A 14635-nucleotide genomic window follows, 5' to 3' on the forward strand; every position below is an offset into this window, starting at 1 on the left:
ATCTTCAGTCAGAACGGGCATTCCGCAATGATGCCGCGGTCGACATCGGCCAATTGCCGCTTGCCGCAGAGCGCCATCGTCACATCCATCTCCTTGGCGATGATCTCCAGCGCCGTCTTCACGCCCTTCTGGCCCATGGCGCCGAGGCCATAGAGGAAGGGGCGGCCGATATAGGTGCCCTTGGCACCCAGCGCCACCGCCTTCAGCACGTCCTGGCCGGAGCGGATGCCGCCATCCAGATGCACTTCGATCCTGTCGCCGACGGCATCGACGATTTTCGGCAGCATTGATATGGAGGAATGGGCGCCGTCCAGCTGGCGGCCGCCATGGTTGGAGACGATGATCGCGTCAGCCCCGGTTTCGGCGGCCATACGAGCGTCCTCGACGTCGAGAATGCCCTTGATGATCAGCTTGCCGCCCCACTGCTTCTTGATCCATTCGACATCGGCCCAGGAGAGCTTCGGGTCGAACTGTTCGGCCGTCCAGGCGTGCAGCGAGGAGAGGTCGGTGACGTTCTTCGCATGGCCATGGATGTTGCGGAAGGTGCGGCGGTTGGTCTGCAGCATGTTCCAGCACCAGCGCGGGCGGATCGCCATCTGGTAGAGATGCTTCGGGGTGAGTTTCGGCGGGGCGGCGAGGCTGTTTCGGATGTCCTTGTGGCGCTGGCCGAGCAGCTGCAGGTCGGCGGTCAGCACCAGCGCCGAGCAACCGGCGGCGCGGGCGCGTTCGATCAGGTTCACGACGAAATCGCGGTCGCGCATCACGTAGAGCTGGAACCAGAAGGGTCGCTTGGTGACGGACGCCACGTCCTCGATCGAGCAGATGCTCATGGTCGAGAGCGTGAAGGGCACGCCGAATTCTTCCGCAGCCTTTGCCGCCAGCATCTCGCCATCGGCATGCTGCATGCCGGTCAGGCCCGTCGGCGAAAGCGCCACCGGCATCTTCACCTTTTCGCCGATCATCGTCGTTTCCAGCGTGCGGCCGCTCATGTCGACGAGAACGCGCTGGCGCAGCTTGATCCTGGAAAAATCGCTCTCGTTCGCCCGGTAGGTGCTCTCGGTGTAGGAGCCGCTGTCGGCATAATCAAAGAAGAGTTTCGGCACGCGCTTGCGGGCGAGGTTCTTCAGATCTGATATTTCGAGGATCGGTGCCATGGTCTGGTTCTCCGGAAAGGTCTTGAGAACCGCCATATCACGGCAGCAGGCCGGCTGTGAACTGGCAGCGACGCAAAGAGGTAAAAAAAATTTACCTCTTTGCGGTTTCAGAAGTGTTCGCCCGATTTGAACGGCCCGACGCGCATGCCGGCAGCGATCAGATAGGCGGTCGACCAGCCGATCAGCAGGAAGCCGTTGACGCCTTCGAGCGCTGCCAGCATGCGCCATTCGGGATGCGGCACGACATCGCCGTAACCGACGGTGGAGAAGGTGATGGTGGAGAAATAGAGGGCGGTCTCGAAGTCATCGACGACGCCGATCAGGGTGAAGCTTGCGGCCCAGAGCCAGACCTCCGTCGTCAGCACGGCGAAGACGCCGATGACGACCGTGTTCATCGCCAGCATGCGGCTGCGGTGGCCGTGCAGGCGGACGCGGTCCGTGACCCAGCTCATCACATGGGTGATGGCGATGAGGCCGAGCGTGTGGATGACCACCGTCAGCGAGATCATCAGGGTGCCGAGAGCGAGGTTGGTGGCCAGCACGGTGCATCCTCCTCGGGATGGCTGTGGGTTCAGCGAAGGTCCTTGCGGATCATGAATTTGAGGCCGGACCAGATGTCGGTGACCGCGCAGACCTTCACGTCGACGAGGCCCGTCGGCAGGAAAATGCTGCGCAGCACGTCTTCGGTGATCGTCGTCGGGACTTTCGAGGCTTTCTTCGGCCAGGAAATCCAAAGCATGCCTGAGGGTTTCAGCATGGCTTTGAGACACAACGCATGATCCTCAAGGCGGGCGCGTTCCGTTTCGAAAACGTGGAGGTAGTCGAGACCGGAGCCGTGCGCCTCTTCGAGGCCGCCGACCTTCGATGCGGCCGGCAGATCGGTGGTCAGATAATCGAGGTCCGGCGGCAATCCGACGAACAAAGCGGTAAGGTCCGGCTTCAATCCGAGCTTCTTCGGAAGAGGGGTGCCGGAATAGCCGCTTTCGCTCATCTTACCCTTACGCCTCCGCCCTCGGTTTCGACGCCTTGCCGGCGACATAGGTCTCGACCACCGAACGATCATCGCCCAGCGTCTGCAGGAGGAAAAGTTCTTCGGTGAGCGAGGTCACCGTCTCCATCCGGAGCCGCATGGCGGGCGTGGCGGCGGCATTCAGCACGACGATATCGGCATCGGTGCCTTCGTCCAGCGTGCCGATCCGGTCGGCGAGATCGAGCGCCACGGCATTGCCGAGCGTCATGTGGTAGAAGCTTTCGAGCGGGTTCAGCCGCTCGCCCAGCAATTGCTGGATCTTGTAGGCCTCGTCCATGGTCTTGAACATCGAATAGCTGGAGCCGCCGCCGATATCGGTGGCGACCGCGACCGTCACAGGTTTTTCGCGCCGCTGGATGGCCTTCAGCGGAAAGAGGCCGGAGCCGAGGAAGAGGTTCGAGGTCGGGCAGTGGACCGCGACAGCACCGCTCTCCGCCATGGCATCGGCTTCTCTATCCGAGAGGTGGATCGCATGGCCGAAGAGCGCCTTTTTCCGCAGCAATCCGTAGCGGGCATAGATGTCGGTATAATCAGTGGCGTCGGGATAGAGTTCGCAGGTATAGCGGATCTCGTCGTGGTTCTCCGACAGATGTGTCTGGATATGCAGGTCGGGGAATTCTTCCGCCAGTTTCTGCGTCATCGCCATCTGTTCGGGCGTCGAGGTGATGGCAAAGCGCGGGGTGATGGCGACGTGGTTGCGGCCCTTGCCATGCCATTGTTCGATCACAGCGCGCGTCTCGTCATAACCGAGCTGTGGCGTATCGAGCAGACCCTGCGGGGCGTTGCGATCCATCATCACCTTGCCGCCGATCATCAGCGTGCCGCGCTTCAGGCTCTCGGCGAAGAAGGCGTCGGCCGAGGCCTTGTGCACCGAGCAATAGGCGACGGCCGTCGTCGTGCCCTGGCGCAGGAATTCGTCGAAGAACTGCGTCGCAATGCGCTCGGCATGGGCCGTCTCGACGAAGCGGCATTCCTCGGGGAAGGTGTAGGTATCAAGCCATTCCAGGAGATTGGCGGCATAGGAGGCGATCACCTGCATCTGCGGGAAATGCACATGGCAATCGATCAGGCCGGGCAGGATCAGATGCGGGCGGTGGTCGACTTCGGTGACTTCCGCGCCGGCCTTGGGCTTCACGTCGGCATAGGCTCCGATGGCTGCGATCTTGCCGTCCCGCACCAGCAGCGCGCCGTCTTCCTCATAGAGATAGCTTTCCCGGTCGTTGGCATGCTCAGGGGCACGACGGAAGGAAAGGAGGCGGCCGCGGATGAGTGTTTCAGTCATTCTTATCTGCCTTCGACCGTCGTCTCGTACCAGGCGACGAGCAGCTTGCGCTCTTCGGGGGAGATTTCGGTGATGTTTCCGGGCGGCATGGCATGGCTGCGGCCGGCCTGGATGTAGATTTCATGGGCATGGGCGGCGATCTCGCCGTCCGTCTCGAATTTTACGTTCTTCGGTGCCCTCGCAATGCCTTCCCAGACGGGTTCGGCTGCGTGGCACATCGAACAGCGCCCCTGTACGACATCGCGTACGGCTTCGAAATGGTCGTTGTCGACAAATGTCTGTTGCCGCGGCGATAGGCTCGCCTGTTCTTCGCCGGTCAGCACCTTCGGCACGGTCGACAGCCACATGATGACGATGAAGATCAACACTGTCACCAGCCAGGTCCAGGTCGGCTGTCCCTTCCGCGCATGGGTGGTGTTGAACCAGTGGCGGATGGTGACGCCCATCAGGAAGACAAGTGCTGCGATCACCCAGTTGAACTGGGTCGCAAAGGCCAGCGGATAGTGGTTCGAGAGCATGAAGAAGATGACGGGTAGCGTGAGATAATTGTTGTGCAGCGAGCGCTGCTTGGCGATGACGCCGTATTTCGGGTCAGGCGTGCGGCCCGCGATCAGGTCGGCAACGACGATCTTCTGGTTGGGGATGATGATGAAGAAGACATTGGCCGACATGATGGTCGCGGTGAAGGCGCCCAGATGCAGGAAGGCGGCGCGGCCGGTAAAGATCTGCGTATAGCCCCAGGCCATGGCGATCAGCACGATATAGAGCAGCGCCATCAGGCCCCAGGTGTTGCGGCCGAGTGGTGACTTGCACAGGAGGTCGTAGAGGATCCAGCCGACTGCGAGTGAGGCCAGCGACAGACAGATCGCCTGCCAGGGGGCAAGCTCCAGCACCGAACGGTCGATGAGGAAGAGATCGGCGCCGCCATAGTAGACGACCGCCAGCATGGCAAAGCCGGAGAGCCAGGTGGCGTAGCTTTCCCATTTGAACCAGGTCAGATGCTCCGGCATCGAGGCGGGGGCCACCAGATATTTCTGGATGTGATAGAAGCCGCCGCCATGCACCTGCCATTCCTCGCCATAGGCGCCGACGGGCAGGCCCGGCCGCTTCACCAGCCCCAGATCGAGCGCGATGAAATAGAAGGACGAGCCGATCCAGGCGATGGCGGTGATCACATGCAGCCAGCGCACGGCGAAGGACAGCCATTCCCAGGCGATCGCGTATTCATACATATGCCAAGTCTTTCATGTTCCCCGATTGCACCGACATTGCGAAAAAATCCGCAGGAAGGGAAGGGGAAAGGAAGCGCTGCAGCAAAAGCTGCACGGGAAGTTTTCTCCGTTGCCAAATGAGCGGAAGCCCGCCTATGTCTCAAGGTTCACGGGGAGGCTCGGCTCAGGCGCCTGCGCCTGGCGGAACGGACTCGAAGCTTTGCAAGGCGCTACGCATGAACTCCCTGAAGGCACGGATCTTGCCGGCATTGCGACGCGCTTCGGGATAGACCAGCCAGTAATGCGATCCGTCCTCGCAGGTGAGCTCGAAGGGCTGGATCAGCCGCCCGGACGCGATCTCCTCGGGATAGAATTCGGGCCGCAGAATGGCGATGCCGTGGCCGGCAACGGCGGCTGCGGCCTCGAAGGACTGGGCACCGAGCCGGGTGCGCTGGTGGCTGTCGAGGGCGACGTCCGGATAACCGGCTGCCGTGAACCAGATCCGCCACCAGGGATCCGACGGATCGATGATGCGCAGCTTCAAAAGGTCGAGCGGTTCGCGTACACCGCCGATGCTGTCGGCAAGCTTTGGGGAAAGCATCGGCGTGAAGTGATTGCGCATGACGAAATGGGCACGCAAACCCGGCCAGATGCCCCTGCCGGTGCGGATGGCGAGATCAGCTTGGGTGCGGCTGAAATCGATCACCTCCTGCGATGTATCCAGCCGCACCGCGATCCCCGGATTGCGCAGCTGGAAGTGACCGAGATGGCGGGCGAGCCATTGCGAAGCGAAGGTCGCCGTGGCGTGGATGATCAGCGTGCCATCGGCCGTGTTGCGCAGATCGGCAAGGGCCTCGCGCAGCAATTCAAACCCTTCCGTGACCTTCGGTAACAGCCGCTCGCCGGCTTCGCTCAGCGAAATGCGCCGCGGCCTGCGCAGGAAAAGTGCCTCGCCGACATGGGCTTCCAACAGCTTGATCTGATAGCTCACCGCCGTCTGGCTCATGCCCAGTTCTTCGCCTGCGCGCGTAAAACTCTCAAGCCGGGCAACGGCTTCGAAGACGCGGAGCGCATTGAGCGGTAGCTGTTTCGACAGTTTCATGGATAAGCTCTCTTTATGCAAAGCCAGCGTATTTGAATTGGATTGCCGCCGCAAGCGCGGGCAAGGTCAGGCCATCAGAAACCGATAGATTGAACCCGCGTGGAGGCAGACATGGTGTCCGCGATCAGTAGAATATTGCCGTTTGACAGGCTGGTGTCGTTCCTGTGGTCCGGGCTTTTCCGGTCGCGTCGACGTCGGCACTTGATCCATATCGATGACATCTCCGACGATCTGTTGAGAGATATCGGCATGGCGAACCGGTTGTCCGGGGCCGATGCGCGTGGCGATCTCCGGCGCCACCGAGGCGGTCTGGACGATTATCTCCTTCCGGGGCCGCTTTGAGGAAGCCTTTCGAATTCAGTGGTTTGGTGCCATGCGTTGGCAATGTGATTCCAGCGCTTGAGAGATTGATTCAAGCTTGGGCGCCGAGCAGCACGCCGAGCAATTCCGCCGTGACCATGGCGGCGATCACCGCCGGGCGCTTGTCCTTCACCGTGCTGCCGCCGATCGGCAGCGTCAGGCGTTCGAGCCCCGACCGATCCGCACCCTCGCGTTCGAGAAACGAGCCGAAGGTTGCGCGCTTTGTCTTCGAGCCGATCATGCCGACATAGGCGAGGTCCGCGCGGGCGAGCGCTTGTCTGGCGATGAGGAAATCCAATGCATGGTCATGCGTCAGGATGACGATGGCGCCACCGGATTTCAGCTTCGACACCTCGGCCTCCGGCATGGCCACGCGCCGGAAGGCGATGCCGTCGGGTACGTCGCCATCGATTTGCGACCGTGTGTCGATCAGGCTGACGTTGAGCGGGAGGGGAGCCAGCGCCCGGGCGAGCGCGAGGCCGACATGACCGGCGCCGAAGACCATGACCTCGGGGAACACCGCGCGTTCGTCTGCGAGGCGGTGCGCGAGTTCTGCCGCGAGGGCCTGATCGACGGTTCGAAAAGACAGAAGCGTGCGGCCGCCGCAGCATTGGCCGATTTCCGGACCGAGCGGTACGTCGAGCGTATCCGGCACCGTTTCGCCGGCCAGGCATTTGCGGGCGTGTTCGATTGCCATGAATTCGAGATGACCACCGCCGACCGTGCCCCAGATCGCTTCAGCAGCCACCAGCATCAACGTGCCGGCTTCGCGCGGCGTCGAGCCTTTCGTCTCGGTGACTTCGACGAGAACGGTGTTTGGATGGGCGGCGAGGAAGGCGGGGAGGGTGGTCATGGGCACCAGCCCTCTTGATGGTTGGCGCACGTGGGCCCCCCTCTGTCCTGCCGGACATCTCCCCCACAAGGGGGGAGACCGGCGTTCGGCGCCCTCTTGCCCCCTTCTTGCTCCGTGGCTGTGGAAACGTGTTGGAGGGGGAGCATGTGGCAGGCACCGGTGCGTTTATCCGCTCTCCCCCCTTGTGGGGGAGATGTCCGGCAGGACAGAGGGGGGTATTCCCGACCCATCGAACCTACCAAATGCACCATCACACCCGCTTCAACCTCTCCACCGCCATCAGCACCCGCTCCGGTGTTGCCGGGGCATCAAGCCGTGGGCAAACCCGGTAATCCGCCACCGAAGCCACCGCCATCGACAGCGCCTCCAGAACCGAGATCGCCAGCATGAAGGGCGGCTCGCCGACGGCCTTGGAGCGGCCGATGGTGGGCTCGGTGTTTTCAGACCAAGGTACCAGCTTCGTGTTGAAGATCTTCGGCCGGTCGGAGGCCAGCGGGATCTTGTAGGTGGAGGGCGCATGGGTCCTGAGGCGGCCCTTGCCGTCCCACCAGAGTTCTTCCGTCGTCAGCCAGCCCATGCCCTGGACGAAGCCGCCTTCGATCTGGCCGATGTCGATGGCCGGGTTCAGCGACTTGCCGACATCGTGCAGGATGTCGGTGCGGTCCATCAGATATTCGCCGGTCAGCGTGTCGATGGAGACTTCCGAGCAGGCGGCGCCATAGGCGTAGTAATAGAAGGGCGTGCCGCGACCGGCGGCGCGGTCCCAATGGATTTTCGGGGTTTTATAGAAACCCGCGGCAGACAGCTGGACGCGGCCGAGATAGGCGAGTTTGGCAAACTCGCCGAAGGCGAAGATCTCACCGCCGACGCGGACCCGGTTGGGCAGGAACTCGACTTCGGCGGAGGGCACGCCGTATTTCTCGCAGGCAAAGGCGATCAGACGCTCCTTGATCTGGCGGGCAGCGTCGAAGGCGGCCATGCCGTTCAGGTCCGAGCCGGAGGAGGCGGCCGTGGCCGACGTGTTCGGAACCTTGCCCGTCGTCGTCGCCGTGATCTTCACCGTGTCGACATCGACCTGGAAACAATCGGCGACGACTTGGGCGACCTTGGTGTAGAGGCCCTGGCCCATCTCCGTGCCGCCATGGTTCAGGTGGATCGAACCGTCCTGATAGATATGAACGAGCGCGCCCGCCTGGTTGAAGGCGGTCATGGTGAAGGAGATGCCGAATTTGACCGGCGTCAGCGCGATGCCCTTCTTGATGACCGGGCTCGTTTTGTTGAAGTCGATGATCGCCTGACGACGGGCCTGGTAGTCACAGGAGGTCTCGAGTTCCTCGACGACCTTCAGGATGATGTTGTCTTCCACCTGCTGGTGGTACGGGGTCACGTCCCGGCCAGAGCCCTTCTCGCCATAGAAATTGGCCTTGCGGATATCAAGCGGATCCTTGCCCAGCGCATAGGCGATCTCCTCGATCACCCGTTCGCCTCCAAGCATGCCCTGAGGCCCGCCGAAGCCGCGATAGGCGGTGTTGGAGACGGTGTGGGTCTTCAAGGGCTGCGAGGTCAGCTTCACATGCGGATAGAAATAGCTCGAATCGGCATGGAAGAGGGCGCGGTCGGTGACCGGGCCGGAGAGGTCGGAAGAATAGCCGCAGCGGGCGGCGAAATTGGCCTCGATCGCGTGGATCTTGCCCCCGTCATCAAAGGCGACATCGAAATCCATCTTGAAGTCGTGGCGCTTGCCGGTGACGCCCATGTCCTCGTCGCGGTCGGGGCGGAATTTGACGGCGCGATGGAGCTTCTTGGCGGCGAGTGCGGCGAGCGCTGCAAACTGGTTCCCTTGCGTTTCCTTGCCGCCGAAGCCGCCGCCCATGCGCCGCGTGTTGACGGTCACGGCATTGGAGGGAATGTCGAGCACATGGCCGACGATGTGCTGGATTTCCGAGGGGTGCTGGGTCGAGGACCAGACGGTGACATCATCATCCTCGCCGGGGATGGCGAGCGCGATATGGCTTTCGAGATAAAAATGCTCCTGGCCACCGATACGCATCGAGCTCTGGATGCGGTGGGCGGCCTTGTCGAGTTCGGTTTCCGGCGTGCCGCGCTTCAGTGTCATGCCGGGCGTCACGAGCGGGCTGCCATTCTCCAGCGCGCCGTCGATATCGGTCCAGAAGGGCAGGTCTCGGTATTCGACCTTGGCCAGCCGCGCCGCTTTCCGGGCGGCATCGCGGGTTTCGGCGATGACGGCGAAGATGGTCTGGCCGTGGAATTCTATTCTGTCGGTCACAATCAGCGGCTCGTCGTGGCGGCCGCCGGAGGAGACGTCATTGACGCCGGTGATGTCGGCTGCGGTCAGCACATCGATCACGCCGGGATAGGATTTCACGTCGGAGAGATCGATGGACAGGATCTGCGCATGGGCGCGGTCTGCCATGCCGAGCGCGCCGTGCAGGAGGCCGGCAGGTTCGGGAATATCGTCGATATATTCGGCACTTCCCGACACATGCTTGTGCGCTGAATCATGCCTGAGCGACTGGTGCATCGGCCCCTTGATGTATTTGGTCGTCTCGTAGGTCGCCTTATCCATGAAGGCCTCCGTCTTTAAAAGTCGTGCCTGAAGCACCCCCCTCTGCCCTGCCGGGCATCTCCCCCACACGGGGGGAGAGTGGCGCGGGGATGCCGCTCGGCCATACCCTCCCCTTGAGGGGGAGGGTCGGAGCGCAGCTCCGGGGTGGGGTGATATGCCCCAGATTTCTATCAATCGGCGCGGTAGAACTCGCGACCTTGGTCACCCCCACCCGCCGCTTCGCGGCGACCTCCCCCCTCAAGGGGGAGGTGGGGAGGCGGCCAGAGGCCACTCTCCCCCCTTGTGGGGGAGATGTCGGCGGAGCCGACAGAGGGGGGTAATCCCAAGGCGAAATGCTCCCCATCACGCCTCCTCCGCCGCAAAGCGCTGCAGCTCCTGCGGCGTGCCCGAGACCTCCAGGAAAAACCGGGTCAGCAGGTTCTTCGCCGTCAGCTGGCGATAATCCGCCGTGGCACGCCAGTCGGTGAGCGGCTTGTAATCGAGGTCGAAGGCGTCGCGCGCCGCATCCACTGCTGCTTGCGTAAACGGCTTGCCGTAGAGCGCTGCCTCCACCGACCGCGCCCGCTTTGGTGTTCCCGCCATGCCGCCGAAGGCGATGCGGATATGCGTGACCACGCCCTCCGCATCCGTTTCCAGATGGAAGGCGCCGCAGAGTGCGGAGATATCCTCGTCGCGGCGTTTGGTGATCTTGTAGACGGCCACGTGGCTATCCGCCTTCGTGCGGGGCACGAACAGGCTTTCGACGAATTCGCCGGGCTGGCGGTCCTGCTTGCCGTAGTCGATGAAATAGTCCTCGAGCGGCATGGTACGGGTGCCCTTGGCGGAGCGCAGGGTGACGGTGGCGGAGAGCGCGATCAGGGCCGGGGGTGAGTCGCCGATCGGTGAGCCGTTCGCGATATTGCCGCCGATCGTGCCCATGTTGCGCACCTGCTGGCCGCCGATGCGGGTGATCAGGCGGCCGAAGGCGGGGATCTCTTTTCGCAGCACCTCTAAGGCGCTGGTGTAGCTGACGCCGGCGCCGAGCGTGATGCCCTCTGGGGTCACGGTGATCGTCTGCAGCTCTTCCAGATGGTTGATGAAGACAACCGGATCGAGCACGCGCATCTGCTTGGTGACCCACAGCCCGACATCGGTGGCGCCGGCAACGACCGTTGCCTTGGGATGGGCGGCGAGCGTTTCGGCGAGGTCTTCGATGCTGCCGGGCACAACGAGGCGGCGGCCGTCTGGGCCCGTGATGGCGATGGTTTCGCGGGTCGCCAGTTCTTCGAGGCGGGCTACAATTTCGGCGCGCTCGCGCTCCAGCGGGTCGAACAAGGCAGAAGGGCGGATCTGGCCGACCTGTTCGGCGGCCTTGACGATCGGCTCATAACCCGTGCACCGACAGAGATTGCCCTGCAGGGCGCGCTCGATCTCGGCTCTATCAGGGTTCTCCGATGTCAGCCACAATCCGTAGAGCGACATGACGAAGCCGGGCGTGCAGAAGCCGCATTGCGAGCCATGACAGTCGACCATGGCCTGCTGCACCGGATGCAGCGTGCCGTCCTTGGCCGCCAGATGTTCAACCGTCACCACATGGGTGGCGTTGAGCGAACCGACGAAGCGGATGCAGGCATTGACCGATTCATAGACCAGGCGTCCGGAGACGAGGCGTCCGACCAGCACCGTGCAGGCGCCGCAGTCGCCCTCGGCGCAGCCTTCCTTGGAGCCGGTCAGCCGGCGCTTCAGGCGCAGAAAATCGAGCAGCGTCTCGGTCGGATCGAGGCTGGCAAGGGCGACATCTTCGCCGTTCAGGATGAAACGAATGCTGTCTGCCATGAATAGACCGTGTCCCCCCTCGGTGTCCGACTGCCGGACGCGGCTGCGTCGCCCATCTCGCGATGGTGGGCGGCGCAGCGCAATCTTTCAAGTCTATTGTGCTGTCCAGCCGCCATCAATGGAGATCGACGTGCCGGTGACCTGGGCGGCCGCATCCGAGGCAAGATAGATGGCCAGTGCCGCGACCTGGTCGACCTCGACGAATTCCTTGGTCGCCTGCAGATGCAGCATCACGTCGTTCTTCACCTGGTCTTCCGAAATGCCGCGGGCCTTGGCGGTGTCGGGGATCTGTTTTTCGACCAGCGGGGTCAGCACGTAACCGGGGCAGATCGCGTTGACCGTGATCCCGTCGCGGGCAGTTTCCAGCGCCACCGTCTTGGTCAGGCCGAGAATGCCGTGTTTCGCGGTCACATAGGCCGACTTGAAGGGCGAGGCGACGAGGCCGTGGGCGGAGGCGATGTTGATGATGCGGCCCTTCTTCTTCGCCTTCATGCCGGGAACGGCGGCGCGAATCGTGTGGAAGGCGCTCGACATGTTGATCGCGATGATCATGTCCCATTTCTCGACCGGGAACTCCTCGACCGGGGCGACATGCTGGATGCCGGCATTGTTGACGAGCACGTCGATGCCGCCGAATTCCCGCTCTGCGGTGGCGATCAGGTCGGCAATTTCAGCCGGCTTGGTCATGTCGGCGGCGTGATAAAGCGCCTTGCCGCCCTTGTCTTCGAGCGACTTGCGGATGGCTTCGATCTCGGCCTTGTCGCCGAAACCATTGATCACGACATTTGCGCCTTCCGCCGCGAAAGCGCGTGCGATACCCAGCCCGATGCCGCTGGTGGAGCCGGTGACGACAACTGTTCTTTTCATCTGAATTTTCCTTCTCGACGGATGCCGATGGATGACGGGTGATTTATTGCACCCGCGAAATCAAAGGTTAGTCTCAAAAGAAGTTCCGGTGCAACGGCGTTTTGCCGCAGCGGTGCATCCGCGCGGCGCGGGATCTGCCGGCAGGCGTGACACACTGTTCGATGCCGGGCTCTTTTGTCTGCAGCTGCAACTCTCTATGTCTGGGGCAACACACGTGATCAGGAGTCTTGCCATGGAACTCGGCCTTTACACCTTTGCCGATGTCGACCCGAATGCCGCCAACAAGGGGGCCGAAGCCAAGCGCCGCGTCGATGAACTTCTTGCCGAAATCAGGCTCGCCGACGACGTGGGCCTCGATGTCTTCGGGCTCGGCGAACACCACCGTCCGGACTACATGGCGTCGTCGCCGGCAACGATCCTTGCCGCTGCCGCCGTTCAGACGAAGACCATCCGGCTGACGAGTGCCGTCTCGGTGCTCTCCTCCGACGATCCGGTGCGCGTCTTCCAGCAATATGCCACGGCCGACCTGCTCTCCAATGGTCGCGTCGAGCTGATGGTCGGGCGCGGCTCCTTCATCGAGAGCTTTCCGCTGTTCGGTTATGACCTCGAAGACTACGATCTGCTGTTTGCCGAAAAACTGCAGCTCTTGATGGAGATCCGCGAAAACGAAGTGGTCACCTGGGAAGGTCAAACCCGCAAGCCGATCCAGGGCAGGGGCGTCTATCCGCGTCCGCTGCAGGAACTGCTGCCGCTGTGGATCGCGATCGGCGGGACGCCGCAATCGGCGGCGCGCGCCGGTTATCTCGGCCTGCCGCTGGCGCTTGCCATCATCGGCGGCGAGCCGCATCGCTTTGCCCCCTTCTTCGACCTTTATCGACAGAGTGCGGCCAAGGCGGGCGTCGATCCGTCGACGCTGAAGACCTCGATCAACGTGCATGGCTTCGTCCATGACACGACGCTGTCGGCGGCCGACATCTTCTACGCGCCGCAGGCGGTGGTGATGGACCGGATCGGCCGCGAGCGCGGCTGGGGCCCGACCAACCGGGCGCAGTTCGATGCCTCGCGCGGACCGCGCGGTGCGCTCTTCGTCGGTGATCCCGAGGCGGTCGCCGAAAAGATCGTCGCCATGCACGACATTTTCAAGAATGACCGCTTCCTGTTGCAGATGGCGATCGGGCCGATGCCACATAAGGAGCTGATGCGCGGGATCGAGCTCTTCGGGACAAAAGTCGCGCCGCTGGTGCGCAAGGCGTTGACGGAGAAGGCGTCTGCCGCCTAAGGCAGCAGATACCCGCTCAGAACAACCGCCGAAGGACTGCCCATGATCGTCGAAACCGAAGAGGACCTCGTCCGTCTCAAGGATATCGGGCGGATCTGCGCGACCGCCGTCAAGGTGATGGCCGCGGCGCTCGAGCCGGGGATCACGACACGCGAACTCGACCAGATCGGCCGCAAGCTTCTGGAAGACAATGGCGCGCAGTCGGCGCCGGAACTCTGCTACCAGTTTCCCGGTGCCACCTGCATCTCGGTCAACGAGGAGATCGCCCACGGCATTCCGGGCGACCGGGTGATCAAGGCGGGCGATCTCGTCAACATCGATGTGTCTGCCGAAAAGCTCGGCTATTTCGGCGATACCGGCTCGTCCTTCATCGTACCGCCGGGCACGGCCAAGCAGGAACGGTTGCTGCGCGACGGCAAGCGGGCACTTTGGGTTGGATTGAACCAAGTGAAGACGGGCCGGCCGATGGCCGATATCGGCAATTCGATCGGGGCATTCGCCAAGAAGAACCGCTATACGCTGATCACCAATCTTGCGAGCCACGGCGTCGGCCGCTCGCTGCACGAAGAGCCGAAGGAATTGTCGACCTGGCCGGATCCGGATGAAACCCGGATCATGGAGGAGGGGCTGGTGTTCACCGTCGAACCGTTCCTCTCGCTCGGCGGCCACTGGGCCGAGGATGGGGATAAGGATGCGTGGACGCTCTTCAGCGATCCGCCGGCGCCGACCGTTCAGTTCGAACACACGATCGTCGTGACCAAGAATGGACCATTGATCCTGACGCTCGCCGACTAAAGCGAGCGTTATCGCATCCTGTCCGCAGGCTTACTCGGACTTCGAGAAGGCGACGGCAACGCCCTTCTTCTTGAAATAGGACTGCATGATCTTGCGGCCCTGACGGTTCGACTGCGCCAGTTTCGACGGCTCGAACACCGCTTCCTTGACACCTTCGCGCGCCATCGCAGCCTTCAGGGCGGCGATGTGCAGATCGATCTCTTCATTGTCGTTGTTGATCGAGGTGTAGATGTTGTCGATGGCCTGCTGCAGGCTGAGGTCGCTCATTTGGCACTCCTGAAAAAGCTGTGCGACTTCCCT

At 62.6% G+C, this 14635-nt stretch carries 14 protein-coding genes; 3 read left to right on the forward strand and 11 right to left on the reverse strand.

Annotated features, from left to right (window positions below; genetic code table 11):
* Positions 1-8 precede the first annotated feature (8 nt).
* From DFO46_RS03875 to DFO46_RS03900, 6 genes are all read right to left on the reverse strand, one after another.
* On the reverse strand, positions 9-1154 hold the full coding sequence (locus DFO46_RS03875) for an alpha-hydroxy acid oxidase (protein ID WP_120278129.1): 1146 nt from the start codon (positions 1152-1154) through the stop codon (positions 9-11).
* A 107-nt stretch (positions 1155-1261) separates the two neighbouring features.
* Positions 1262-1696 carry a potassium channel family protein gene (locus tag DFO46_RS03880; protein ID WP_110792015.1) on the reverse strand — a complete coding sequence of 145 codons (435 nt, stop codon included), beginning with the start codon at positions 1694-1696 and terminating at the stop codon, positions 1262-1264.
* 29 nt (positions 1697-1725) lie between these two features.
* Positions 1726-2145 carry a hypothetical protein gene (locus tag DFO46_RS03885; protein WP_120276390.1) on the reverse strand — a complete coding sequence of 140 codons (420 nt, stop codon included), beginning with the start codon at positions 2143-2145 and terminating at the stop codon, positions 1726-1728.
* Positions 2146-2152: 7 nt separating this feature from the next.
* Positions 2153-3466, reverse strand: a complete 1314-nt coding sequence (gene guaD / locus DFO46_RS03890; RefSeq protein WP_120276391.1) for a guanine deaminase — start codon at positions 3464-3466, stop codon at positions 2153-2155.
* 2 nt (positions 3467-3468) lie between these two features.
* Entirely contained in the window at positions 3469-4698 is a 1230-nt protein-coding gene (gene puuD, locus DFO46_RS03895; protein WP_120276392.1) for a urate hydroxylase PuuD, read from the reverse strand.
* 163 nt (positions 4699-4861) lie between these two features.
* Positions 4862-5779, reverse strand: coding sequence for a LysR substrate-binding domain-containing protein (locus DFO46_RS03900; RefSeq protein ID WP_120276393.1), 918 nt, complete (start codon positions 5777-5779; stop codon positions 4862-4864).
* A gap of 111 nt (positions 5780-5890) precedes the next feature.
* Between DFO46_RS03900 and DFO46_RS03905 the strand changes: the two genes are divergently transcribed.
* Positions 5891-6121, forward strand: coding sequence for a hypothetical protein (locus DFO46_RS03905; protein ID WP_120276394.1), 231 nt, complete (start codon positions 5891-5893; stop codon positions 6119-6121).
* 70 nt (positions 6122-6191) lie between these two features.
* Here DFO46_RS03905 and xdhC read toward each other — a convergent pair whose 3' ends face one another.
* The 4 genes from xdhC to DFO46_RS03935 form a co-directional block, all read right to left on the reverse strand.
* On the reverse strand, positions 6192-6992 hold the full coding sequence (gene xdhC / locus DFO46_RS03910; protein WP_120276395.1) for a xanthine dehydrogenase accessory protein XdhC: 801 nt from the start codon (positions 6990-6992) through the stop codon (positions 6192-6194).
* A gap of 250 nt (positions 6993-7242) precedes the next feature.
* Complete coding sequence (xdhB, locus tag DFO46_RS03920; RefSeq protein ID WP_120276397.1) at positions 7243-9579, reverse strand: xanthine dehydrogenase molybdopterin binding subunit; 2337 nt, start codon at positions 9577-9579, stop codon at positions 7243-7245.
* 342 nt (positions 9580-9921) lie between these two features.
* On the reverse strand, positions 9922-11394 hold the full coding sequence (xdhA, locus tag DFO46_RS03930; protein ID WP_120276399.1) for a xanthine dehydrogenase small subunit: 1473 nt from the start codon (positions 11392-11394) through the stop codon (positions 9922-9924).
* 93 nt (positions 11395-11487) lie between these two features.
* The gene (locus DFO46_RS03935) at positions 11488-12261 is read right to left on the reverse strand and encodes a 3-hydroxybutyrate dehydrogenase (protein WP_120276400.1); all 774 of its coding nucleotides are present in this window, start codon (positions 12259-12261) and stop codon (positions 11488-11490) included.
* A gap of 232 nt (positions 12262-12493) precedes the next feature.
* Here DFO46_RS03935 and DFO46_RS03940 point away from each other — a divergent pair, with 232 nt between their 5' ends.
* A complete protein-coding gene (locus DFO46_RS03940; protein WP_120276401.1) occupies positions 12494-13540 on the forward strand; it encodes an LLM class flavin-dependent oxidoreductase in 1047 nt (348 codons plus the stop codon).
* Positions 13541-13582: 42 nt separating this feature from the next.
* Positions 13583-14335: a type I methionyl aminopeptidase gene (gene map, locus DFO46_RS03945; RefSeq protein ID WP_110792033.1), complete on the forward strand. Its 753-nt coding sequence runs from the start codon at positions 13583-13585 to the stop codon at positions 14333-14335.
* Positions 14336-14365: 30 nt separating this feature from the next.
* Here the strand turns inward: map and DFO46_RS03950 are convergent, their stop codons facing one another.
* A complete protein-coding gene (locus DFO46_RS03950) occupies positions 14366-14602 on the reverse strand; it encodes a hypothetical protein (protein ID WP_110792035.1) in 237 nt (78 codons plus the stop codon).
* Between the last annotated feature and the right edge of the window lie 33 nt (positions 14603-14635).

This window comes from Rhizobium sp. AG855 (assembly GCF_003610655.1).
Lineage (GTDB): Bacteria > Pseudomonadota > Alphaproteobacteria > Rhizobiales > Rhizobiaceae > Allorhizobium > Allorhizobium wuzhouense.

Coding starts and splice junctions, on each gene's coding strand:
- DFO46_RS03935 (WP_120276400.1), bottom strand. CDS start 12,261: ATGAAAAGAACAGTTGTCGTCACCGGCTCCACCAGCGGCATCGGGCTG.
- DFO46_RS03885 (WP_120276390.1), bottom strand. CDS start 2,145: ATGAGCGAAAGCGGCTATTCCGGCACCCCTCTTCCGAAGAAGCTCGGA.
- DFO46_RS03875 (WP_120278129.1), bottom strand. CDS start 1,154: ATGGCACCGATCCTCGAAATATCAGATCTGAAGAACCTCGCCCGCAAG.
- xdhC (WP_120276395.1), bottom strand. CDS start 6,992: ATGACCACCCTCCCCGCCTTCCTCGCCGCCCATCCAAACACCGTTCTC.
- map (WP_110792033.1), top strand. CDS start 13,583: ATGATCGTCGAAACCGAAGAGGACCTCGTCCGTCTCAAGGATATCGGG.
- DFO46_RS03950 (WP_110792035.1), bottom strand. CDS start 14,602: ATGAGCGACCTCAGCCTGCAGCAGGCCATCGACAACATCTACACCTCG.
- DFO46_RS03940 (WP_120276401.1), top strand. CDS start 12,494: ATGGAACTCGGCCTTTACACCTTTGCCGATGTCGACCCGAATGCCGCC.
- DFO46_RS03905 (WP_120276394.1), top strand. CDS start 5,891: ATGGTGTCCGCGATCAGTAGAATATTGCCGTTTGACAGGCTGGTGTCG.
- xdhA (WP_120276399.1), bottom strand. CDS start 11,394: ATGGCAGACAGCATTCGTTTCATCCTGAACGGCGAAGATGTCGCCCTT.
- puuD (WP_120276392.1), bottom strand. CDS start 4,698: ATGTATGAATACGCGATCGCCTGGGAATGGCTGTCCTTCGCCGTGCGC.
- xdhB (WP_120276397.1), bottom strand. CDS start 9,579: ATGGATAAGGCGACCTACGAGACGACCAAATACATCAAGGGGCCGATG.
- guaD (WP_120276391.1), bottom strand. CDS start 3,466: ATGACTGAAACACTCATCCGCGGCCGCCTCCTTTCCTTCCGTCGTGCC.
- DFO46_RS03900 (WP_120276393.1), bottom strand. CDS start 5,779: ATGAAACTGTCGAAACAGCTACCGCTCAATGCGCTCCGCGTCTTCGAA.